20 protein-coding genes are annotated in these 21,797 nt (G+C 31.0%); 10 read left to right on the plus strand and 10 right to left on the minus strand.

Going from position 1 to position 21,797, the window contains the following annotated elements; all coding sequences use genetic code 11:
• Positions 1-101: 101 nt before the first annotated feature.
• From truA to glmU, 7 genes are read right to left on the minus strand one after another with little or no spacing between them, the layout of a single operon-like run.
• A complete protein-coding gene (truA, locus tag CIGNP91_RS02070) occupies positions 102-866 on the minus strand; it encodes a tRNA pseudouridine(38-40) synthase TruA (protein WP_086253247.1) in 765 nt (254 codons plus the stop codon).
• The gene (locus CIGNP91_RS02075) at positions 866-1,891 is read right to left on the minus strand and encodes an LptF/LptG family permease (protein ID WP_086232158.1); all 1,026 of its coding nucleotides are present in this window, start codon (positions 1,889-1,891) and stop codon (positions 866-868) included. The genes truA and CIGNP91_RS02075 overlap by 1 nt, the downstream gene beginning before the upstream one ends.
• Positions 1,888-2,616, minus strand: a complete 729-nt coding sequence (locus CIGNP91_RS02080; protein WP_086228078.1) for a prepilin peptidase — start codon at positions 2,614-2,616, stop codon at positions 1,888-1,890. Before CIGNP91_RS02080 ends, CIGNP91_RS02075 begins: the two co-directional genes overlap by 4 nt.
• Positions 2,616-3,293, minus strand: a complete 678-nt coding sequence (gene uppS / locus CIGNP91_RS02085; protein WP_086232157.1) for a polyprenyl diphosphate synthase — start codon at positions 3,291-3,293, stop codon at positions 2,616-2,618. Before uppS ends, CIGNP91_RS02080 begins: the two co-directional genes overlap by 1 nt.
• Positions 3,290-3,961: a hypothetical protein gene (locus tag CIGNP91_RS02090; protein ID WP_086253248.1), complete on the minus strand. Its 672-nt coding sequence runs from the start codon at positions 3,959-3,961 to the stop codon at positions 3,290-3,292. The genes uppS and CIGNP91_RS02090 overlap by 4 nt, the downstream gene beginning before the upstream one ends.
• A complete protein-coding gene (gene coaBC / locus CIGNP91_RS02095) occupies positions 3,958-5,118 on the minus strand; it encodes a bifunctional phosphopantothenoylcysteine decarboxylase/phosphopantothenate--cysteine ligase CoaBC (protein ID WP_086241360.1) in 1,161 nt (386 codons plus the stop codon). Before coaBC ends, CIGNP91_RS02090 begins: the two co-directional genes overlap by 4 nt.
• A complete protein-coding gene (gene glmU / locus CIGNP91_RS02100) occupies positions 5,108-6,415 on the minus strand; it encodes a bifunctional UDP-N-acetylglucosamine diphosphorylase/glucosamine-1-phosphate N-acetyltransferase GlmU (protein WP_180383208.1) in 1,308 nt (435 codons plus the stop codon). Before glmU ends, coaBC begins: the two co-directional genes overlap by 11 nt.
• A 131-nt stretch (positions 6,416-6,546) precedes the next feature.
• On the opposite strand from glmU, the gene CIGNP91_RS02105 reads away from it, so the two are divergent.
• From CIGNP91_RS02105 to CIGNP91_RS02120, 4 genes are read left to right on the plus strand one after another with little or no spacing between them, the layout of a single operon-like run.
• Positions 6,547-7,740: an efflux RND transporter periplasmic adaptor subunit gene (locus CIGNP91_RS02105; RefSeq protein ID WP_086224617.1), complete on the plus strand. Its 1,194-nt coding sequence runs from the start codon at positions 6,547-6,549 to the stop codon at positions 7,738-7,740.
• Positions 7,740-9,665, plus strand: coding sequence for a MacB family efflux pump subunit (locus CIGNP91_RS02110; protein ID WP_086232155.1), 1,926 nt, complete (start codon positions 7,740-7,742; stop codon positions 9,663-9,665). Before CIGNP91_RS02105 ends, CIGNP91_RS02110 begins: the two co-directional genes overlap by 1 nt.
• A gap of 1 nt (position 9,666) precedes the next feature.
• Positions 9,667-10,962: a TolC family protein gene (locus CIGNP91_RS02115; protein ID WP_086234553.1), complete on the plus strand. Its 1,296-nt coding sequence runs from the start codon at positions 9,667-9,669 to the stop codon at positions 10,960-10,962.
• Positions 10,963-12,219, plus strand: a complete 1,257-nt coding sequence (locus CIGNP91_RS02120; protein ID WP_086253249.1) for a ComEC/Rec2 family competence protein — start codon at positions 10,963-10,965, stop codon at positions 12,217-12,219. It begins immediately after the preceding gene.
• Here the strand turns inward: CIGNP91_RS02120 and CIGNP91_RS02125 are convergent.
• The 3 genes from CIGNP91_RS02125 to CIGNP91_RS02135 are packed head-to-tail and all read right to left on the minus strand — an operon-like array spanning position 12,190 to position 15,591.
• Positions 12,190-13,437, minus strand: a complete 1,248-nt coding sequence (locus CIGNP91_RS02125) for an ArsS family sensor histidine kinase (RefSeq protein ID WP_086224613.1) — start codon at positions 13,435-13,437, stop codon at positions 12,190-12,192. The two genes, CIGNP91_RS02120 and CIGNP91_RS02125, sit on opposite strands and share 30 nt — an antisense overlap.
• Before the next feature lie 21 nt (positions 13,438-13,458).
• The gene (locus CIGNP91_RS02130) at positions 13,459-14,133 is read right to left on the minus strand and encodes a response regulator transcription factor (protein ID WP_086224612.1); all 675 of its coding nucleotides are present in this window, start codon (positions 14,131-14,133) and stop codon (positions 13,459-13,461) included.
• Between the two features lie 45 nt (positions 14,134-14,178).
• A complete protein-coding gene (locus CIGNP91_RS02135; RefSeq protein ID WP_086228069.1) occupies positions 14,179-15,591 on the minus strand; it encodes a Do family serine endopeptidase in 1,413 nt (470 codons plus the stop codon).
• A 151-nt stretch (positions 15,592-15,742) separates the two neighbouring features.
• On the opposite strand from CIGNP91_RS02135, the gene CIGNP91_RS02140 reads away from it, so the two are divergent.
• The 6 genes from CIGNP91_RS02140 (at position 15,743) to CIGNP91_RS02165 (ending at position 21,671) form a co-directional block, all read left to right on the plus strand.
• On the plus strand, positions 15,743-16,630 hold the full coding sequence (locus CIGNP91_RS02140) for a DnaJ C-terminal domain-containing protein (RefSeq protein WP_086253250.1): 888 nt from the start codon (positions 15,743-15,745) through the stop codon (positions 16,628-16,630).
• Positions 16,631-16,640: 10 nt separating this feature from the next.
• Positions 16,641-17,000, plus strand: coding sequence for a heat shock protein transcriptional repressor HspR (locus CIGNP91_RS02145; RefSeq protein ID WP_086224609.1), 360 nt, complete (start codon positions 16,641-16,643; stop codon positions 16,998-17,000).
• Between the two features lie 5 nt (positions 17,001-17,005).
• Positions 17,006-18,673 carry a cation:proton antiporter gene (locus CIGNP91_RS02150; RefSeq protein ID WP_086228946.1) on the plus strand — a complete coding sequence of 556 codons (1,668 nt, stop codon included), beginning with the start codon at positions 17,006-17,008 and terminating at the stop codon, positions 18,671-18,673.
• A gap of 2 nt (positions 18,674-18,675) precedes the next feature.
• Positions 18,676-20,112 (plus strand): potassium/proton antiporter, encoded by a 1,437-nt coding sequence (locus CIGNP91_RS02155; protein WP_086226944.1) that lies wholly within the window; start codon positions 18,676-18,678, stop codon positions 20,110-20,112.
• 8 nt (positions 20,113-20,120) lie between these two features.
• Positions 20,121-20,882 carry a TSUP family transporter gene (locus CIGNP91_RS02160; protein WP_086226945.1) on the plus strand — a complete coding sequence of 254 codons (762 nt, stop codon included), beginning with the start codon at positions 20,121-20,123 and terminating at the stop codon, positions 20,880-20,882.
• Between the two features lie 108 nt (positions 20,883-20,990).
• Complete coding sequence (locus tag CIGNP91_RS02165) at positions 20,991-21,671, plus strand: F0F1 ATP synthase subunit A (protein ID WP_086224605.1); 681 nt, start codon at positions 20,991-20,993, stop codon at positions 21,669-21,671.
• Positions 21,672-21,797: the final 126 nt, after the last annotated feature.

The following is a 21,797-nucleotide window of genomic DNA, read 5'->3' on the forward strand; positions in this document are numbered from 1 at the left end:
TTAGCAAATTTAAAATAAATAATCAAATTTAAATTCAGATTATTTTCATTTGTTATGCTTGTAAATTTTACAAATAAATGTAAAATATAATCTAGTATTGCTTAAGTTTTAAAAAACACCTTTTTTAAATATAATCCATTTGGTGGAGCTGGCATTTTTGTTAGTGGCTTTTGAGCTTTGTGAAGCTCTATAAACTCTTTTAGCTTTTCATCGCTAGTTGCAGCTTTTATAGCGTTTGCGACCATTAGCCTAACTTGCGCTCTTAAAAAGCCATTGGCTCTAAATTTAATAATAGTTAAATTTGGTTTATCGCTATATCTATTTATGCTAAATGCAGATTTTTGAATTTGATACGCATAAGCTTTGTAAATCTCTCTAATAGTTGATTTTTCACCACTTCCAACTTTGTAATATGGTTTAAAATCTTGCTTACCAATAAAGCAAGCAAGTGCTAAATTTAATCTTTTTAAGTCTAAATTTGGATAAAAATATACAAAATCACTCAAAAATGGTGATTTATCACCATGATAGATTATATATCTATACTCTCTAGCAGTTGCGCTAAATCTAGGATGAAACTCTTGATCTACAATCCATATATCTTTAAGATTAATATATGGGCTAAGATGGCGGCTAATTTGATCTTTTAATCTATTTAAATTCCAAAAATCACCACAATGCACGGTTGATATTTGATTTAATGCATGAACGCCTTTATCGGTTCTAGAGCCTGATAGTATTGGTTCATAAATTCCTACATGATTTAATGCTTCATTTATAGCATCTTCTACGGCTTGGACATTTGGTTGTGTTTGAGAACCACTAAATTTAGAGCCGTTGTAGCTATATTTGAGAGCTATTTTCATTAGTATTTTTTTACCACTTTATTTATAAATGCTATTTGACTTAATAAAAATGTAACCACAAAAACAAGCGGAATTCCATAAAATGGATGTTTAGATAGTAGTAAAATTGCTGTAAAATATGCCGATAAAACAGCAAATATTCCAATATATACCATACCTTTTTCATATCTATATGTTACAATTCCAAAGCTTAGTGCAAATAGAGTACTAGCTAGAGGGAATAGGGCGATAAGGCAGTATATTGTAAGATTTTTAGCAACTTTTGGATCGCTACTAGCTTGTTTCCAGTATGCAGCTATACTAAAATTATCATTAGAACTATCTTGTATATTTGAACGAATCGTTAGTAAGTCATATTTTGAAACATTCCATTTGTTATCTTTAATATCATAAATATAGCCATCTTTTAAGATTAAATTTAGTCTTGCATTTTCATTTGTGATATCGCCACTACTAGCAGTAATAAATCTTTCGCTATCTTTGTTGTGATTATATAATACAATATTTTCATATTTTGAGAGATTTTCATCTATATTTTGCTTATCTATAAATACCATCCACTCGCCAAATTTCTGCCCAAATTCGCTTGGTTTTATATTTAGGCTTAGTTTTGTTTTTTTATATGCTACAAAGTTATTATTTAAATTCATTGCAGTAGGCATTGCAACAAGAGCTATAAATAATAGCGTAATTGATAGTATAGTTGATATTTTTAGAAAAAATTTGGCTATATCTTTTGGATTGTATCCTAAGGTAAATATAACTATGCTCTCATTCTCTCTTGAAAGACGAAAAAAACTCATCGCTAAAGCAACAAAAAATCCAATAGGTATGGTAAAAAGTAGAATTTGTGGAAGCATAAATAGATATAATTTAAGAAGCTCAAAAAAACTAATATCTATATAGCTAGTAATTCTAGCAATTTGGATAAAAAATACAATTGAAACTATTAAAAATAGCGTAGCAAATAAAGAGGCAAAAGTCGATAAAAAGCTACTAAAAAGATATCGATTAACTCTATTCATATTAATCCTAAATTTATATTTGTAAAATTCTTAAGGCTTGCAGCAACGATAAATCCACCAAAAAGTGCCGGAATAAATGCAATGGTTTTATCTTTTATAGATATGTGGATAAAAAGCTGAACTAATGCGCCTAAAAATAGAGCTATAAATCCCCACTCAAGCCCTAAAATCGCCACCATCGAAGCGATAAAAATACTATCAGCCTCACCCATTGGTTCTAAAATTTGATGGCGTGGGCGTAGCATTAGAGTGCTTTTTAGTATTACCATAATACCAATTATGATAAATGAGTCTAAAATATTGTTAATTTGAGTTATAGAAGCATATAATACAGCCAAAAAATATCCACTCATTAGAAGATAATTTGGAACAGCTTTTAGTCTAAAATCGATCGCCCCAAGGGCATAAAATATAGCAAAAATTAACGCTAAAAGCATAGCTAAGATTAAATTTGATTCTAAAAAAAAGGCAAAAATTGCCAAAAATCCTACTATTAGTTCAGATAACGGATAAAATGACGAAATTTTTGTTTTGCAGTTTTTACACTTTGCTTTAAGCATTACCCACGAAAGTATAGGTATAAGCTCAGTAGCGCCAAGCTTTTTAGCGCAGCTTGGGCAGCGGCTACGACTAAAGACAAAATCCTCTCCAATAGGTATGCGAGTGATTAAAACTGTAGTAAATGAGCCAAGACATATCCCAAAAATAAAAAATATTAGTAACATTAAATTGCCCCAAATTTACGGTGAATGGATTTAAATTTAGCTATAATTTCTTCAAGTTCTTTGCTGTTAAAATCTGGCCAAAGAGTTGGCGTAAATGCTAGTTCTGCATAGCTAGACTGCCATAATAAAAAGTTGCTAAGCCTTTGTTCTCCACCAGTGCGAATAAGTAGATCTACATCTCCAAAGCTAGCACTATCTAGATGTTTGGCTATGCTTTGTTCTGTAATTTTATATCCATTTTCAAGAGCTAAATTTACAGCTCTTGTAATCTCATTTTGACTTCCATAATTTATTGCTAGGATTAAATTTAATCCATTATTGTTTTGAGTTTTATTTTTTAGATTTGCTATGGCGTCTTTTAGTTTATTGCTAAATGGACTTAAATCACCTATAGTATGAAATCTAATATTGTTTTGTAAAAAAAGCTCCTCTTTGAGTTTGATAAATTTCAAAAGCAAATTTAATAAAAAATCAACTTCGCTTTTTGGTCGTTTCCAGTTTTCTGTGCTAAAGGCATAAAGTGTTAAATTTTTTATATTATTTTTAGCACAATATATGGCAATATCATTGACCACATCTGCTCCTTTTTTGTGGCCATTAGTCCGTACTAAAGAGCGATTTTTAGCCCATCTTCCATTGCCATCCATAATTATAGCTAGATGATTTAATATATTCATATTGTAGCCTTTATGACTGTTTTTTGCCATAGAGGTGATACTTGTTTAATTTCAAATTCGCATCCTAACTCATCAGCTAAGGCCTTGCTAAGACTAACATAAGGTGAGCTAACTAGGCGAATTTTTCCATCTTTTATAGAGATAATTATAGGGGCAAATAAAGAAAATATCAGGTAAATTTTAGGATTTTTCCCAAGTAAAATTTGTATTAATGCAGAACGGTTATCATAATAAAATGGTATATGAAGTATGTTCTCATTTAATGCCATAATCATATCTGCGTATATGCTAAATTCATCTTTTGAGAGTGGATTTGCCATTTTGGATTTAATATATGGTATTAGCCATGAGAGATTTTGCGAGCTTGCTACCATCTCAATAAGAGCTACTCCATCATCTAAAACTGGCTTTATAATCTCTCTTTTAGTAAGAGAGTTTATACTTATCATACCGCCACTTTGAGATCCGATATTAGCATAGTATTCGCTTCCTACTTCTAGATCTTTATAGCTTGTAGTGCTGATTGTTTTGGTGCCAAATTTAATATTATAACGATTAAATTTAGTTTGTTCTAATACTTTTATTATAACTGGCAAACTTGAGTTTATTATTGTTGGAATATTATTTGATATTTGAGCAGATTGAATTTTAGATAATTTATTTATCATATATTTTTTGCCAATTTAGTAATTTGTGATGCGACTAGTTCTTTTGATGTTAGTTCTGTTTGTATAACTGTATCTTTAGTTATAAAACTTATCTTGGTTTCATTAGAGCCAAATTTAATATCATCTCCTAAGATATTTAAACACACTGCATCAAGATTTTTATTCATTAGCATATTTTTAGCATTATGTAGAGCGTTTTTAGCGTCCATTTCCATCTTAAAACCAATTTTTTTACACTTTAAATTTAGATTTTTTAATATATCGATATTTAATTTTAGCTCAATTTTATCTCCCATTTGATCTTTTTTGATCTTGCCATCTTTAGGATTAGCACAGATAAAATCACTAACTGCTGCACACATTACTAATATATCATCTGGAGCGACTATTTGCTGATTTAATATGCTATTTAATTGGTCTGAGCTTTTAAATTTGATTATCTTATATGGGGTGTTAAAATCAATAGAGCTAATAAATACAACATCAGCCCCAGCATAGTAAAAGCTATCAGCTAAAGCTTTAGCCATTTTACCGCTTGAGTGATTGGTAATAGCTCTTGCATCATCTATTTTTTCAGTTGTTGGACCACCGGTGATTATAACCTTTTTGCCTTTGTAAAACTCATCTTGGTTTAATACTCTTTTGGCGGTTTCTACAATTAGCCATGGCTCATTTAATGCGCCTTTTCCATAATCTCCACAAGCTAAAGTTTTAGTAATTGGCTCAATAATTGTAAAACCATCATTATTTAAAATCTTTAAATTTCGAATTGTGGCTGGATTATCTAGCATATTATTATTAGCAGCTGGAGCTATAATCTTAGGACAAGAGGCTGCTAGAATTGTTTGTAAAAATATATTATCAGCTATTCCATTTGCAATTTTATTGATACTATTAGCTGATGCTGGTGCGATGATAAGCAGATCATTTTTACTAAAGCTTATATGATCTAAACCATTTGTCCAGCTCTCATTAAGCGATGTTAAAACACCATCGCTAAGAGCTTCAAAGCCCACTGGAGTAGCAAATTTAAGAACCCCATCGCTTAGTAGCACTTTAACATTTGCACCATTTTTTTTAAGCAGACTTAAAATTTCATAAGCTTTATAAAAGCTAATACTCCCACAAACTGCTAAGAGAATATTTTTATTTTTCATCTTTTTTACCAAAAAATTTATAAAAGAATCCACTTTTATTATTTTGTTTGGCTCTAGCTATGATTAGGTCGCCTTTATGACTATCGTGTGTTACGCTTGAACCTGCTGCTATTAGAGTATCATCAGCGATATTTAGTGGTGCAATAAGCTGTGTATCGCTACCTATAAATACATTTTTGCCTATTATGGTTTTATGTTTGTTTTTACCATCGTAGTTGCAAGTGATTGTACCACATCCTACATTTGTTCCACTATCAATTTGGCAATCTCCCAAATAGCTTAAATGGCCAGCTTTTACACTATTTAAATTTGCATTTTTAAGCTCTACAAAATTGCCAATGTGAGTAGAGACTATGTGGCTTTTTGGTCTTAGGTGTGCCATTGGACCAATATCACTATCAATTACGGTGCTATACTCTATAACTGAACTGCTTTTAATTATAGAGTTTTTAATAAGACAATCGCCTTTAATCACACAGCCGCTCTCTATCTCGCACTCTCCTTCAAATTTGGCTCTACTATCTATAAATACAGTTTGAGGAAGTCTAATGATAATGCCATTTTTCATCAAATTTGCTTTTATCTGCTCTTGCATTATATTTTCAGCTTTGCTTAGAGCTAGCTTGTCATTAATACCCATAAAGTTTTGCTCATTTACTAAGACAGAGCTTACGCTTTTGCCAGCTTTTAACGCTAGTTCTATGGCGTCTGTTAGATAGTATTCATTGCTTGCATTTTGGTTATTTATCTGTGGTAGGACTGAATTTAATAAAGCCGTATCAAAGCAGTAAGCCCCAGCGTTGCATAGATTTATTGCTTTTTCATCTTCGTTGGCATCTTTTTGTTCTACTATTTTGATAACTTGATCGCCATTTTTTACTACTCTACCATATCCAAAAGGATCTTTAGATTCAAAAGCAGCTATAGTTATATCAGAATTTGATTGAGTTAGTGATATTAGTTCGCTAGTTGCAACTAGTGGCATATCAGCGCATATTATTAGAGTTTTATCAAATTTAGGTTTTGCTGCCATTACAGCTCCAGCAGTTCCAGGAAAGTTGATAGTATCTTGAGCGACAATATTTATATTATTAAATTCTCTATTTATCTCTGAGCTTACTTCATCAAATTGATAGCCTAAAACTACTGTTATATCATCAGATATTTGTAGTGATTTTTCTACTACATGAGCAATCATTGATCTACCGCTTAGAGTGTGTAGAACTTTAGATTTAGGTGATTTCATACGAGTACCATTACCAGCTGCTAGTATAATTATTGATATATTTTTCATAATCTTTTCTTTTGGATTAAATTTGACAATATTGTAGCTAAATATGGTTAAAATTGATTAAATCTAAATTACAATCTTAACAATAAATTTACATAAATTTCATACAATGGCAATAAAAAATTCTAAGGAAAATAATGAAAATTTCAAAAAAATTATTAATTATTACCGGTCTTATAGCTGTTAGTGGGGCTATTTTATGGTGGGGATTAAAAGATGATGAGCCAAAAGATAAATATATCACAACAGTTGTTAAACGCGGAGATATCATACAAAGTGTAGATGCAGTAGGTGAGGTATTTGCTAGTAATCTAGTAGATGTTGGTGCTCAAGTAAGTGGTCAGATAAAAGAGCTATATGTAAAAGTAGGCGATAAGGTAAAAGCTGGAGATAAAATAGCTCAAATAGATAGCATAAAGCAGCAAAATACGCTCGATCAGCAACTTGCGGCTTTGGAGATTTTAGAAGCGAAGTTAAATTCGGCTAAAATTTCAGTTGATATCGCATTAAAGCAGTATAAAAGGGAGCAAAATTTAGCTAAACAAAACGCCACAAGCCAAGAGAGCTTAGAAAATGCTAAAGATACTTATAGTTTAAAATTAGCTAGTTTAAAAGAGATAGAAGCTCAAATTAAACAAACTGGAATTGAGATTAATACTGCTAGAACAAATTTGGGCTATACTGATATTAGGGCGCCATTTGATGGAGTTGTAGTATCTGTGCCAGTAGAGGTTGGTCAAACTATCAACGCTAATCAAACAACTCCAACCTTAGTAAATATCGCAGATTTAAGCAAAATGGAGATAAGATTGCAAGTTAGCGAAGGAGATATACCAAATATTAAGGTAGGAAATAAGGTAGAATACTCGATTCTTTCAAATAATACTAAAAAATTTACCGCATATATAAGCTCAATTGACCCAGGTTTGACTACTTTAAGTGATGGCAAATACTCCACTTCAAATTCAAATTCAAGCAGTACTAGCTCAAGCTCAGCTGTATATTATTATGCTAAGGTAAATGTAGATAATAGTGATGAGATTTTGCGTATAGGTATGACAACGGAAAATAAAATAATAATTGCTGAAAATAAAGATGTCTTATATCTACCTACAATGGCGATAAAATCAGGTAAAGATGGTAAATTTGTATATATTAAAAATGGTGATAAAATCGAACAAAGAGCTATAACTACAGGAATTACAAATGGTATAAATACACAAATTCTAAGCGGTCTTAGCGAAAATGAAGAGGTAATATATTTTCATCTAAACTCAGCTAGTATGCAAAATATGATGAATGGCTCTAAAAGACCGATGATGAGGTTCTAATGATTAGGCTAAGCAAAATCCGTAAATCCTTCAAAGTCGGTGATACTCAAACAGAGGTATTAAAAGGGATAAATTTAGAGATTAAAAAGGGTGAGTTTGTAGCTATTATAGGGCAATCAGGTAGCGGCAAGAGTACGCTTATGAATATATTGGGTTGTCTAGATACTCCAACAAGTGGTAAATATGAGCTTGATGGTAAAGATATAAGTAAATTTAATAAAGATGAACTTTCAAATTTAAGATTAAAAAAATTTGGCTTTATATTTCAGCGTTATAATCTACTTAGTTCAAATGATGTCAAAAGCAATGTCGCCTTGCCTGGAATTTATGCTGGAATGAATAAAGATGATAGATTAAATAGATCTAAAGAGCTTCTAGCAAAACTTGGCCTAGAGTCTAAAATAGATACTATGCCAAACTATCTAAGTGGCGGTCAGCAGCAGCGTGTAAGTATCGCTAGAGCGCTGATGAACGGCGGTGAGATTTTGCTATGTGATGAGCCTACTGGAGCGCTTGATAGTGCTAGTGGTGTGATGGTAATGCAGATCTTAAAAGAGCTTCACAAAGATGGCCATACAATTATAATAGTAACACATGATAAAGATATAGCTAGTTGGGCAAATCGTATCATAGAGATTAAAGATGGCAATATAATTAAAGATGATATAAAAAATAATCAATGTTACGAAAAAAGCTCTAAAAACATATCTATAGAATCAAATTTCAAAGCTTTAAAAGATCGTTTGTTAGAGAGCTTTATGATGAGTATTGGAGCGATTAAATCGCATAAGCTTAGATCATTTTTGACTATGCTTGGTATTATTATAGGTATTGCTTCTGTAATTTGTGTAGTTGCTTTAGCCAAAGGTAGTGAGCAAAAGATTTTAGCTAATATCAATAGTATGGGAACAAATACAATTACGTTGCATTTAGGTAAAAATTTTGGTGATAAAAATGCTAGAAAGTTAAAAGATTTTAGTATTGAGAGCTATAAGATGCTTGAGAGTCTTAGCTTTGTAGATTATGCTACGCCTAGGATTAATGCTACTGGATTACTCACATATGGCAATAAAAATATAGATGCAAGTCTAAGAAGCGGAAGTGAAAATTTGCTTAATGTCTCTGGGGTAACAATTACGCATGGTAGGGATTTTGAATTTGATGATTTAAGATTTTCAAGATCAAATATTATCATTGATAATTTAGCACAAAAAGAATTTTTTGAAGGTGTTGATCCTATTGGCAAAACAATTATATTTAATAAACAACCTTTTACAATTATAGGAGTAGGATATAAGGATTCAGGCTCATTTGGTGCTGATAATATTACTGTATATCTGCCATATACTACAGCAGTAAATAAATTAACAGGCCAACAAAACATTCGCTCAATAATTGTAAAAATTAATGATGAGGTAAATGCTCAAGTAGCTGAGAGCGGGATAATAGAGGCTATGAGTTCTATGCGAGGGACAAAGGACTTTTTTACTATAAATTCAGATACTATTATGCAAACCGTTCAAAGCACTGTAAATTCAATGAGTCTTTTAATCTCTGGAGTGGCTTTTATCTCACTGATGGTTGGCGGAATTGGGGTTATGAATATTATGCTTGTAAGTGTATTTGAGAGGACTAAAGAGATTGGTATTCGCATGGCAATTGGTGCTAAAAGTAGAGATATTTTACTTCAATTTTTAATAGAGGCGATATTGCTATGTGCTATTGGCGGGGTAATTGGAGTTGGACTAGCATATTTAGTTGGTACTATTATAAATGCTTTAGATACTGGATTTACGATGATATTTAGCACAGCTTCGATTGTTATAGCTATTGGAGTTTCTAGTCTTATTGGGATAATTTTTGGTTATATTCCAGCTAAAAATGCATCTAAATTAAATCCAATTGATGCACTACTAAGGGATTAAAATGAGATATATAATTGTTATTTTTATAGCTATTATCTTTGGCGGATGTGCTGGCAAAAAGCTAGATTATGAGATTAAAGATGTTGAGTTTTATACTCCTAAGTGGCATAAAGATTTTAACCAAACTACCTTAAATGAGCTTATTGATTTGGCTCTTAAAAATAATGAAGATATTGGTGTAGCGGTGTTAAATTTAGAAGTAGCTATGTTAAATGCAGGTATAGCAAGTGATGGCTATATCCCATCAATGAGTGGCGAGATAGGAGCAAATAGCAGTAGAGATATAGGAAAAAGTGATGAGTTTAGCAGCAAATTTAATTCTAAATTTAGCCTTAGCTATGAACTTGATATATTTGGTAAGATATATGATAATTATAAATCAAAAGAGTGGATAATGCGCTCTAGTAGATTAACATTGGATAATTTAAGATTGACTATTATTAGTCAAGTAGCAAATAGTTATTTTAATATCTTATATCTTAATGACTCTTTGCGTAGTTTAAAGCAAAATTTAGATAATGCAAAGATGCTTGATGATATAGTTAAGGTTAAATTTGAAAATGGTAAAGAGGAGCTTTTAGCTATTAAGCAAAGTTCTCAAAATATATTAAAAATTCAAAATCAAATTCACTCTACACAAAGATCATTAGAATCTAACTATGAGAGTTTAAAAAATCTTACTAGAAGTGATAAAAGGTTTGATGAGCTTAGCTTAGATGGTGTCGAATTTATAGGAATTAGCCAGTTTGATGTTGGTGAGCTTTCAAATCGTCCAGATATTAATGAAGCAGTAGCAAAACTAAATTCGAGCTTTTATGAGTATCGTCTAAGTCAAAAAGAGCTTTTGCCTAGTCTTAGTCTTGGTGCAAATTTAAGCGATAGCGATAAAGAGTTTAAAAATAGCTTTGATTTTAATCAACTTGGTGGAGTTGTGAGTTTTAGTTTGCCTTTTTTGGACTATTTTAAGCTTAAAAAACATATTAAAATTAGTGAGCTTGAGTTTAATAAACTTAAATTTAGCTATGAAAAAACGCTAAAAAATGCCATAAATGAGTCTTTAAAATATCTATTATTTTATCAAACTGATAAAGCAACATATGATAATTTAGCCATAATGGCAAGCGATCAAGCTAAGATTGTTGCAATTTATAAGAGTAAATATAATGAAGGAAGTGCTGAGTTAAAAGATCTATTAGAGGCGCAAAATAATCTAATCTCAGCCCAAATTTCACTCCTTAATCAAAAATTTGAGCTATTAAATGATGAGCTAAGCTACTATAAAGCCATTGCAAAGTAGATGAATTTATTTTCTAACTTTAGACAATTTGGAGTATTTATTGCTATTTGTATTGCGATTTTTACTCTAAATTTGTATCTAGAGTTTAGAAGTTATGAAGCTTTTAAAGCTAAGCCATATAGTTTTATTAAGGCTGATCTTTTATTTAGTGATAAAAGACAAGGAAAAAACTCCGAGTATTATGTTTTGCAGTTTAAAAGTGATAACTTTATATTTTATACTCGCTCTAAGAGCTTGCCAAAGTGTAGTAGTTGCGAAGTAGGGGTAATAACTAAAAATCTTAAATTTAAAGATTATATTGCTGGTAGATTTTTCTTGCCTAGTTTTAAGATTAGTAAGCTTGATATAAATGATAGCCTTGCTAATATTCTTAAAAATGCAATCATATCTCAACATCAAAACCCTAAAATGCAAGAATTATATAGTGCCTTATATTTAGCAACTCCAATGAGTAAAGAGTTGCGTCAAAATGTTACTCACTGGGGAATTGCGCATATTATAGCTATTAGTGGATTTCATCTTAGTGTAATATTTATTTTTGTATTTTTTGTAGCTAGATTTACTATTGTGCCGTTGCAAGACCGATATTTTCCATACTTAAATTTAAGATTTTATATTAGTTTGATTTTGTTTATTTTAATGGGATTTTATCTATATATTTTAGATTTTACTCCTAGTTTCTTGCGTTCATATATTATGGGAGTGGTTGGGTTTTTATTGCTTAGTCGTGGGCTTAAGGTTTTTAGCTTTGGAAATTTGATTTTAGCAATATTGATTGGATTAGCTTTTAGTCCGCAATTACTATTTTCTATCGGATTTTATTTTTCATGTCTTGGGGTCTATTTTATATTTTTATATATCTATCATTTTGGCAATAGAAGCGACCTTAGTAGTTTAAAGAGAATTTTGATGCATACTTTAATTCTTGAGATTTTTGTATTTTTAGCGATGAATATTCCTGTTTATTACTTTTTTCCTATAGCTAGCTGGTATCAAATTAGTGTAATTCCACTATCTTATGTTTTTATAATATTTTATCCAGTTAGTCTATTTTTGCATCTTTTTGGAATAGGCGGGCTTTTTGATGATTTTATGATTAGATTTATTGAATTTGCACCAGCTCAAGGCAAGGCTAATCTGGAGCTATGGCAGTTTATAGGGTATAATATTATTGCATTATTAGCAATATATAAAAAGTGGATAATGCTTTTATTGGCGTTACTTGGATTATTTGTCTATATTTTTGCCTTGATTTAAATTTATATCACTAAAGATAAAGTTATTTATTCCATTATTATATTTATATATTAGTTTTAATTTATGGGCTATTAAGATATTATGTACTATATATAGACCTAGACCAAAGCTTTTTTTGGCATTTGTTCCTTGTGTAAATGGTTCTATATAGTACTTTATATCATTTTCTAATGGTTGGCCTTTTGATGAAAATACTATCTCATTGTTTGTAATTGTGATTTTAACAAATTTATCATCTGAATATTTTAGAGCATTATCAATTATATTTTTGCATGCAATTGCTAAAAGTTTAAAATCTGCCTTTACAGTAGCATCATCTATGGCCTCAATTCCAACGCTAGACTCTTCAGCCATAGCAATATCTATAGCTTCATCTATTACATCTCTTACTTTACAAGGTTTTAATTCTCCTATTAATCTAGAAGTGGCACGCTCTACAGCTGCAAATTCATTTATTAAGCTCTCAAGTCGCTCAAATACATCGATTAAACGCTCTTGATTTTTATTTTTTTGAATCATCTCAGCAGTAATTCTACCTTTTGTAATTGGTGTTTTTAGCTCATGCATGATATTGCGTAAAAAGAGCTGACGGCTATTATTTAAATTTTTAATCTGGCTAACAGCATCATAAAAAGCACTTGCTACCTGACTGATCTCATCATTTCCAGTGGCGACATTTTTGATCTCTAAATCCCCTTGAGCAAATTTATCAATCTGGCGTTTTAACTTTCCAAGCGGCATAATCTTACGAATAATAAATATATATGTAAGCAAGATAATTCCAGCTACAAAAGCAAAAATAATCTGAATAATTATATATCTATATGGCTGATATGCTGTATCTATAAGAAGTAGAGTATTGTCATCTTTGGTAACCTTTAAATAGTTTTTTTTCTCATAAAATAATATAGCGCTTGATCCTAATTCAGTAGTAATCTCTTCTAAGATTACAGCTTGATTTAGTATTTTTTCTTTTTTTTCTATATTATCTATTTGGGGCATATATAAATTTGAGACCTGTTCTTTATACTCATCTTCATTAATTAACTCATTTAAATGAAGTAAAGTAGCCCTAGCTACAATAGAATATTTGGTATTTAATTCTCTTGCGTAATTGGCTTTATCATACTCTATAAGCCATAAAAATGCTATTCCTATAGCCCCAATTCCAAGGGCGAAAATAAGCGTAATGGTGTAAAAAATTGATGAAAATCTCATTTTGCCCTTTTTGGTTTTAATTTATTGTTCTAGCTTGTAGCCTACGCCTCTAATAGCGTGGATATATTTTGGCTCTTTTGGATTTTCACCTATTTTGGTGCGAATACGACCTATGATAACATCTATACTTTTATTTGTGCTATCTTCATTTATGGAGTTGCAATTATAAATTAACTCTTCACGACTTATAGCGCCACCTTCTTTTTTAATTAAATATCTTAAGATATCATACTCAGCAACTGTAAGCTGAAGCGGCTCGCCTTTTAGAGTAATAATATGACGAAAATCATCACATACTAGATCTTTTGGAGCTGGAGATATCTCTTGCATTGTGATACTTTGGCGTCGTAAATGGCTTTTGATTCTAGCTAGAAGCTCTTGGGGATTATATGGTTTTGGCAAGTAATCATCTGCGCCAAATTCAAATGCATTTATCTTATCGCTTATATCATGTCTAGCACTAGAGATAATGATGGGAATTGTATGCTTGGTGCGTATCTCTTTGCAAACCTCAAGCCCATCAATACCTGGCAAGGTAAGATCTAAAATAACTAGATCAAATTTATTTGTATTAAGAGTAGAAAGGCCAAGATATGGATCATCGCATATCTTAACCTCTATTTCAAATTGCTCTAAATATTCGCTTAATATCTCTGCAAGTTCAAAATCATCTTCAATCATTAGAATCTTTATCATATATCTGCCTTATAAATTTGAGCTGATTATAGCCAAAAATAGCTATTATTTCAATACAAGCCCCATTAAAATTCCAGCTCTATTTATCCAGATTATTGGTTTTCTTTTTGATGCTTTTGACGCTTTTATCTCTTGGCTAAATTCATTAATATTATTTATAATTTTCTCATTTACTTGAATAATTATATCTCCACTTTCAAAGCCTGTATGTGCAGCATTTGAACCATCTTTGACATCTGTGATTAATATACCTTTTATCTCTTGAGGTATTTTATATTTATATTTTATTTCTTCACTTAAATTTTGCACGCTTAAGCCATCAATGCTTAAATTTTCAGCTGTATTGCCAGTAACATCTGTATCAGCTAGCTGGAGTTTAGTAGAGTAGATTTTTCCTGCTCTTTCATATTCTAAATTAATTTTTGTATTTGGCGAGTATGCACCAATTATATTTTTTAAATCATTTGCACTTTTTATGATTGTATTATCTACTTTGATGATAAGGTCGCCTCTTTGAAGGCCGGCTTTACTGGCTGGATAGTCTTTTTCTACATTAGTAATTAATGCGCCTTCTTTGTTTTTATATATCTCTTTTTGGTCTTTTGTTAAATTTGCAATCATAACACCAATGTAGCCACGAGTTATCTTTCCATCGCTAATTAGCTTTTGAGCTATTGTTTTTACCATATTTGATGGAATGGCAAATCCTATTCCATTATTGCCTCCACTTCGGCTAAGAATAGCTGAGTTTATACCAACTAAGGCACCACGACTATCTATTAAAGCACCGCCACTATTTCCAGGATTTATACTAGCATCTGTTTGGATAAAATCTTCATATTGATTTAATCCAATATTATCTTTATTTAATCCACTTATTATTCCGCTTGTGATACTTCCACCTACGCCAAAAGGATTACCAATAGCAAATACTACATCGCCTTCAAGAAGCTTAGAGCTATCAGCAAAATATGCTGGTTCTAGGTTTTTAGCATCTATCTTTATAATTGCTAAATCTGTTTTTGGGTCTGAGCCAATTATTTTAGCTTTATACTCTTTTGAATTATCTAACATTGATACTATAATCTCATCACTATCTTCTATTACATGATAATTTGTAACTATATAGCCATCACTAGAGATGATTACACCTGAACCAAGAGATGAGCTTTTTTGGCTTCTTTGTTCTGGAATATTAAAACCAAAACCAAAAAATTCTTTAAAAAATGGATCATTCATTAGGCTATTTAGATTATTTTTTACCTTTATAGTTTTGGTTGTTGATATATTTACAACTGTCTGTTTTGCTTTTTGAATTGAACTATTATATGATAGGATTGAGTTTTGATCTACAGTTGGATTTATGCGGTTAAAATTTGGGTTTGCATCACTAAATTCTACATTAGCACCAAAAATTGTTGAGGCTGCTATAAGTGATATTAATGTTATTTTTTTCATATTATTCCCTTTTAAAAAATTGCTTTGGATTATATTATGTAGGGATAAATATAAATTTAATATTTATACAAATGAATTTAAATAAGTTGATTGACATTAGCTCAACTTTTATGATATAATTTATATAAAAAAATATAAGTGGAGAATTATAATGAGTAATAGTTTATATGAAACTTTGGGAATCTCTAAAGATGCTAGTAGCGATGAGATTAAAAAAGCCTATAGAAAGCTAGCTAGGCAGTATCATCCCGATATCAATAAAGACCCAGGGACTGAAGAGAAATTTAAAGAGATTAATGCTGCTTATGAAATTTTAAGCGACGAAACTAAACGTAGGCAGTATGATCAATATGGCGATAGTATGTTTGGTGGGCAGAGTTTTCATGATTTTAGTAGAGAAAATTTTGGCGGTAATGCTGATTTTAATGATATATTAAATCAACTTTTTGGCAATTTTGGCGGTGCAGGACGATCTAAGAGAGGGTTTAGTGGATTTAGTTCAGCAGGTTTTGGTGGATTTGATGGTTTTGATCAAGGATTTGGGCAAAATTTAGATATTCAAGCTAGAATAAACATTTCACTTGAACTAGCTGTAAATGGCGGTGATTATGAGTTTAGTATAAATGGCGAAAAGATTAAAATCAAAATTCCAGCTGGATTAAATAGCGGTGAAAAGCTACGGGCTAGAAATAAAGGTAAAAGTGCTGGAAGCCATAGAGGAGATCTAATTATTACTGTAAATATAGAAGAGGATAAGGAGTATAAAAGAGATGGCGATGATTTGTATAAAAATTTAGATTTAACTCTTAAAACTGCTCTTTTTGGTGATAAAATTGATGTAAAAACATTTAAAAAAGATGTATCAATCAAAATACCGCCTAATACTAAAAATGGTCAAAAAATTAGATTAAAAGGTTATGGTGTAAAAAATAGAAAAAGCAACATCTATGGCGATATGTATTTAGTTACCAATATAATTTTACCAGATATTGAGCAGATTGATCCGCAATTAAGAGATATGTTGCAAAGCAAACTATAAAGGAGATGGTATGAGAGATTATGAAGAGCCGGTCTATCTAATAAGCGTAGTAGCAAAGGTTTTAAGTATCCATCCCCAAACTCTAAGACAGTATGAAAGAGAGGGATTAGTAGAGCCTAGCAGAACTGAAGGCAAGATGAGACTTTATAGCGAAAAAGATCTTGATAGGATTAAGATGATTTTAAGACTTACTAGAGATTTAGGTGTAAATTTAGCAGGTGTTGATGTGATTTTGCGCTTAAAACAAAGACTTGAAGAGTATGAAGCTGTAATAGAGGAGTTAAGAGCAAATATAAAAACACAAAATAAAGGTTCGCTAGTCAAGCGTGGTAGTAGTTTTGATTTAATATTTGTAAATGATAAAAAGTAGAGAAAATGGATAATATTATATATATATTTGTAATAACAGCTGGTTGTGCTGTTTTATTTAATCTTATATTTCGCAGATATGGAATCCCAACTATTATAGGTTATATTGCTACAGGAATCTTGATTTCACAGCTTTTTGGGCTAAAAAATAATCATGATTTAAGTTTTGTAGCTGAATTTGGGATTGTATTTTTGATGTTTACTATTGGGCTTGAGTTTAGTATTAAGCATTTAATGTCAATGAAAAAATATGTATTTTTATATGGTCCTATTCAAGTATTTGCTACTGGCTTTGCATGTAGCATTTTATCGGTTTATATATTTGATATAGATATTAAAAGCGCTATTATTATAGGCTTTGCATTATCTCTTAGTTCCACAGCAATAGTTTTAAAAACATTAAATGATAATGGGCATATATCAAAGCGTTATGGACGCAAGGTACTTGGAATATTATTATTTCAAGATATAGCAGTTATTCCTCTGCTTTTAATGATAGATATATTTAATGTAGAAGATGGCGCTGTAAGCTCTTTGATATTTACATCTATGGTTAGTGCTGTAATATTAATTGTAATATTATATTTTATTGGTAAGTATATATTAAGTCGTGTTTTATATTTAGTAGTGAGTGCAAATTCAAAAGAGATATTTATAACTACTATTTTATTTACGGTTATTGGCTCTAGCTTTTTAGCGCACTATTTTGGATTTAGTTATTCACTTGGAGCATTTATTGCTGGTATGTTAATAGCTGAAACGCAGTATAAACATCAGATTGAGACAGACCTTATACCTTTTAGAGATCTTCTTTTGGGTCTATTTTTTATAACAGTTGGTATGCAGATAAACTTTAATGTAATTGCTAATAATCTTTTTATAATTGCTTTAGTTTTGATTACTGTTTTAATAATTAAAGCTTTGATTATTTATCTATTCTTAATGATATTAACTAGAAAAAAAGTCGCATTAAAAGCAGCGCTAAGCTTAGCTCAAGTTGGAGAGTTTGCTTTAGCTATATTTACATTATTATCTGTAAAAGGTATGGCTGATGATAAAACATTGCAGATTTTAACTGCTGTAGTAGTTATATCTATGGTTCTTACTCCATTTATCTTAAAAAATGTGAGCAAAATCGCTGATAGCATGGAAGAGCAAGATGAGCTAATGCAAGCAGTTGTAACTACAAAAGAACAAGATGAGATAGAAGAGCTTGTAAATATAGATATTCCAGAGTATAAAAACCATTTTGTAGTATGTGGATATGGCAAGCTTGGTCGTGAAATAGTAAGGCAATTAAAGGCTAAAGGTTGTTCATATATAGCACTTGAAAATGATTTAAATTTAGTAGAGCGTGGTAAGAATAGTAGAGATAATGTATATTATGGAAATGCTATTCAAAAAACTACTTTAGAAAAAGCTCATATTAAAAATTGTATAGCTACAATAATTGCTGTTAGTAATGAACAAAAATCAGAGTTAATAGCAAACTCTATAAAAAATCTAGGATATGATGTAAATACTATCATAAGATTTGCTGATACTATTGAGAAGGGGCTTTATACTGATTTTGGAGATCATTTTTATTTGATTAAAGAGAGAGAAGCTGTGGCTAAAGCTATTATTAGTAAGGCTTTAAAGTGCAAAATAAATAATGACTTAAATCAAGGATAATTATGGATAATTCGTTGATTATATTTGGAGGATTATTTATCCTTAGTGTTTTATTTAGCAAAATATCTGATAAATATGGAGTTCCAGCACTACTTATGTTTTTAGCAATTGGTATGCTAGCAGGTAGCGATGGGCTTATAGGACTTGAATTTGATAATGCTAAAATAGCTGAAAATGTAGGAACTATAGCACTTATATATATACTGTTTTCTGGTGGATTTAATACCAACTATAAATCAATAAAACCTATTTTTAAAAGCGGTATAGTATTAGCAACTTTTGGGGTTGCTATCTCAGCTGTGATTACTGGAGTATTTGCTTATTATATAATTGGCTTTTCTATGCTTGAGTCGTTACTATTTGGTGCAATTATTAGCTCGACTGATGCAGCAGCAGTATTTTCTATTATGCGTTCAACTAAGCTTAAAAATAATCTTGCTTCGCTACTTGAGTTTGAAAGTGGCAGTAATGATCCGATGGCTATCTTTTTAACTATTACTCTACTTGGACTTCTTACAGCTACTACAGTTATAGATCCATACACAATGAGTATCAAGCTTATACTTGAGTTTATCCTTGGTGGTACAATGGGTTATGTATTTGGTATTATAATTCCAAGCCTTATAAATAGAGTAAAGCTAGGCTCTTGGGGGTTATATCCAGTGCTTTTAATAGCTTTGGTTGCTGTGCTTTTTGGTTTGACAGAAAAGATTGGCGGTAATGGATACATTGCAGTATATGTAGCTGGAATTATCGCTAATAAAAAAGAGTTTTTGTATAAAAAGAATTTAACTGGTTTCTTTGATGGAATAGCTTGGATGATGCAGATATTTATCTTCCTTACACTTGGGCTTTTGGTCTTTCCTAGCGAACTACCTCATGTTGCTATGATTAGTATTTTAATGTCGCTTGTTGTTATGTTTATTTCAAGACCTATTAGTGTATTTATGTCTACTATATTTTCTAAATATAATTTAAAAGAGAAGTGTTTTATCTCATGGGTTGGCCTTAGAGGAGTTGTTCCTATTATTTTGGCTACATATCCTCTCTCAGCTGAACTAGAAAATGGTCAATTAATCTTTAATATAATATTTTTTATGGTATTAATATCTGTGCTTACTCAAGGCACTACGCTTAATAAAAGCGGAAAAATATTTGGAGTTATCGAACCATCTAAGACTACAATTCCAAATATGCCTAGCAGCCCAATATCTTATTCGGACATAAAGCAGTATAAAATAGGGGAATCATCAAAGGTAATTGGTAAAAACTTAACGGAGCTTGGTTTGCCAGATGATTTTTTAATCGTTTTAGCAAAACGAAATGGCGAGCTTATAAAGGTTAGTGGTTCATTTGAATTTATGCAAAATGATATTTTGCTTATTTTGTGCAATAGCGAGTTAAGATATCAAAAGATTATTAGAATTTATGAGTTATAGGATTAAATTTGGAATTAGAAATTTGGATATTTATACTTCTATTTTTTGTAGCATTTTTTAGTGGATTTATAGATGCAATTGCTGGAGGTGGAGGGCTAATTACCATCCCAGCATTAATAGCAGTTGGTATCCCAGAGCATGTAGCATTAGCTACAAATAAACTACAAGCTACATTTGGTAGTTTTACAGCAGCAGCTAATTTCACTCATAAAAAAATGGTGGATTTTAACTCTCTTTGGCGCGGAATTATATGGACATTTGTAGGGGCAGTGTGTGGTACATGGTCAGTACTTTTAATCGATGCTGTGGTTATTAAATATCTAATTCCAATCTGTTTAGCAGCAATTTTAATCTACACTATTTTTACTCCAAACCTTGGTCAAATTGATAGAGAAAAGAGAATAAGTCAAAATCTATTTTATGCTATTTTTGGGTTAGGAATTGGATTTTATGATGGATTTATGGGGCCTGGTACTGGATCGTTTTGGATGTTTGCTTTTGCTAGTTTGCTTGGTTTAAATTTAAAAACCGCAGTAGCAAATACTAAAATCTTAAATTTTACTTCTAATATAGTATCTTTAGCTGTATTTATTGGAGGTGGGCAAATTCTATGGCTACTTGGAATAGTTATGGGTTTTGGCCAAATGATTGGAGCATATTTTGGATCGCATATGGTCATAAAAAAAGAGATTAAATTTATAAAAATTATCTTTTTAACTGTGGTAAGTTTAACTATTGTTAAGATTATTTATGATTTATTTATTAAATAAAATTTAGAATAAAATAACCAAAAATAGATATTTAAATTGATTTTTTAATTTGTGCTTAATCTAAATTAAGATATAATTACCGCAAATTTTTTCAAAAGGCGCTTTTCTATGAAAGATCTGTTTCTCTTTTCAAATTTGATCGTTAATGATCATAGTTTTACGTACCTTTTTCACATTATTTTAGTTGCGATTATAGTACTAATTGTTGCTAAAATGGCTACTAGCTCGATGCAGCTTGTACCTCGTGGTACTCAAAATTTACTTGAGGCATATTTAGAAGGTATTGTATCAATGGGTCGTGATGTAATGGGTAGTGATGAGCTTGCTAGAAAGTATCTACCGCTAGTAGCTACAATTGGTTTAATCGTATTGACAAGTAATGTAATTGGTATTATTCCTGGTTTTGAAGCTCCTAGTTCTAGCTTGAATCTAACTCTTTGTTTGGCTCTTTGTGTGTTTATATATTACAACTTTGAAGGTATTCGCACTCAAGGTGTGATTAAATATTTTGCCCATTTTATGGGACCAAATAAATTTCTTGCTCCTTTAATGTTTCCTATCGAGATTGTATCTCATTTATCTCGTATAGTTTCATTATCATTTAGGCTTTTTGGAAATATCAAAGGTGATGATCTATTTTTGATGGTTGTTCTTAGTCTTGCTCCGTGGGTTGCTCCACTTCCAGCATTTGCATTACTAACATTTATGGCATTGCTACAAACATTTATCTTTATGATTTTAACATATGTTTATTTAGCTGGTGCTGTGGTAGTTTCTGAAGAGCATTAATTTTTTGGTATATATTTTAAATTTTATTCTAGGTGCGTCGTGGGCAGTTGCTATTGTCGGCGCACTATGTTGTATCTATCATTTTTATTTTTTAGGACTTTTTCTTAGTGGTTTAATTGGGGCTAG

This window comes from Campylobacter sp. P091 (genome assembly GCF_002138935.1).
In the GTDB taxonomy this organism is placed as follows: domain Bacteria; phylum Campylobacterota; class Campylobacteria; order Campylobacterales; family Campylobacteraceae; genus Campylobacter; species Campylobacter devanensis.

Excerpts from the sequence above, each read along its gene's own strand:
- truA (WP_086253247.1), bottom strand. The coding sequence starts at position 866 with ATGAAAATAGCTCTCAAATATAGCTACAACGGCTCTAAATTTAGTGGT.
- CIGNP91_RS02075 (WP_086232158.1), bottom strand. The coding sequence starts at position 1,891 with ATGAATAGAGTTAATCGATATCTTTTTAGTAGCTTTTTATCGACTTTT.
- CIGNP91_RS02080 (WP_086228078.1), bottom strand. The coding sequence starts at position 2,616 with ATGTTACTAATATTTTTTATTTTTGGGATATGTCTTGGCTCATTTACT.
- uppS (WP_086232157.1), bottom strand. The coding sequence starts at position 3,293 with ATGAATATATTAAATCATCTAGCTATAATTATGGATGGCAATGGAAGA.
- CIGNP91_RS02090 (WP_086253248.1), bottom strand. The coding sequence starts at position 3,961 with ATGATAAATAAATTATCTAAAATTCAATCTGCTCAAATATCAAATAAT.
- coaBC (WP_086241360.1), bottom strand. The coding sequence starts at position 5,118 with ATGAAAAATAAAAATATTCTCTTAGCAGTTTGTGGGAGTATTAGCTTT.
- CIGNP91_RS02105 (WP_086224617.1), top strand. The coding sequence starts at position 6,547 with ATGAAAATTTCAAAAAAATTATTAATTATTACCGGTCTTATAGCTGTT.
- CIGNP91_RS02110 (WP_086232155.1), top strand. The coding sequence starts at position 7,740 with ATGATTAGGCTAAGCAAAATCCGTAAATCCTTCAAAGTCGGTGATACT.
- CIGNP91_RS02115 (WP_086234553.1), top strand. The coding sequence starts at position 9,667 with ATGAGATATATAATTGTTATTTTTATAGCTATTATCTTTGGCGGATGT.
- CIGNP91_RS02120 (WP_086253249.1), top strand. The coding sequence starts at position 10,963 with ATGAATTTATTTTCTAACTTTAGACAATTTGGAGTATTTATTGCTATT.
- CIGNP91_RS02125 (WP_086224613.1), bottom strand. The coding sequence starts at position 13,437 with ATGAGATTTTCATCAATTTTTTACACCATTACGCTTATTTTCGCCCTT.
- CIGNP91_RS02130 (WP_086224612.1), bottom strand. The coding sequence starts at position 14,133 with ATGATAAAGATTCTAATGATTGAAGATGATTTTGAACTTGCAGAGATA.
- CIGNP91_RS02135 (WP_086228069.1), bottom strand. The coding sequence starts at position 15,591 with ATGAAAAAAATAACATTAATATCACTTATAGCAGCCTCAACAATTTTT.
- CIGNP91_RS02140 (WP_086253250.1), top strand. The coding sequence starts at position 15,743 with ATGAGTAATAGTTTATATGAAACTTTGGGAATCTCTAAAGATGCTAGT.
- CIGNP91_RS02145 (WP_086224609.1), top strand. The coding sequence starts at position 16,641 with ATGAGAGATTATGAAGAGCCGGTCTATCTAATAAGCGTAGTAGCAAAG.
- CIGNP91_RS02150 (WP_086228946.1), top strand. The coding sequence starts at position 17,006 with ATGGATAATATTATATATATATTTGTAATAACAGCTGGTTGTGCTGTT.
- CIGNP91_RS02155 (WP_086226944.1), top strand. The coding sequence starts at position 18,676 with ATGGATAATTCGTTGATTATATTTGGAGGATTATTTATCCTTAGTGTT.
- CIGNP91_RS02165 (WP_086224605.1), top strand. The coding sequence starts at position 20,991 with ATGAAAGATCTGTTTCTCTTTTCAAATTTGATCGTTAATGATCATAGT.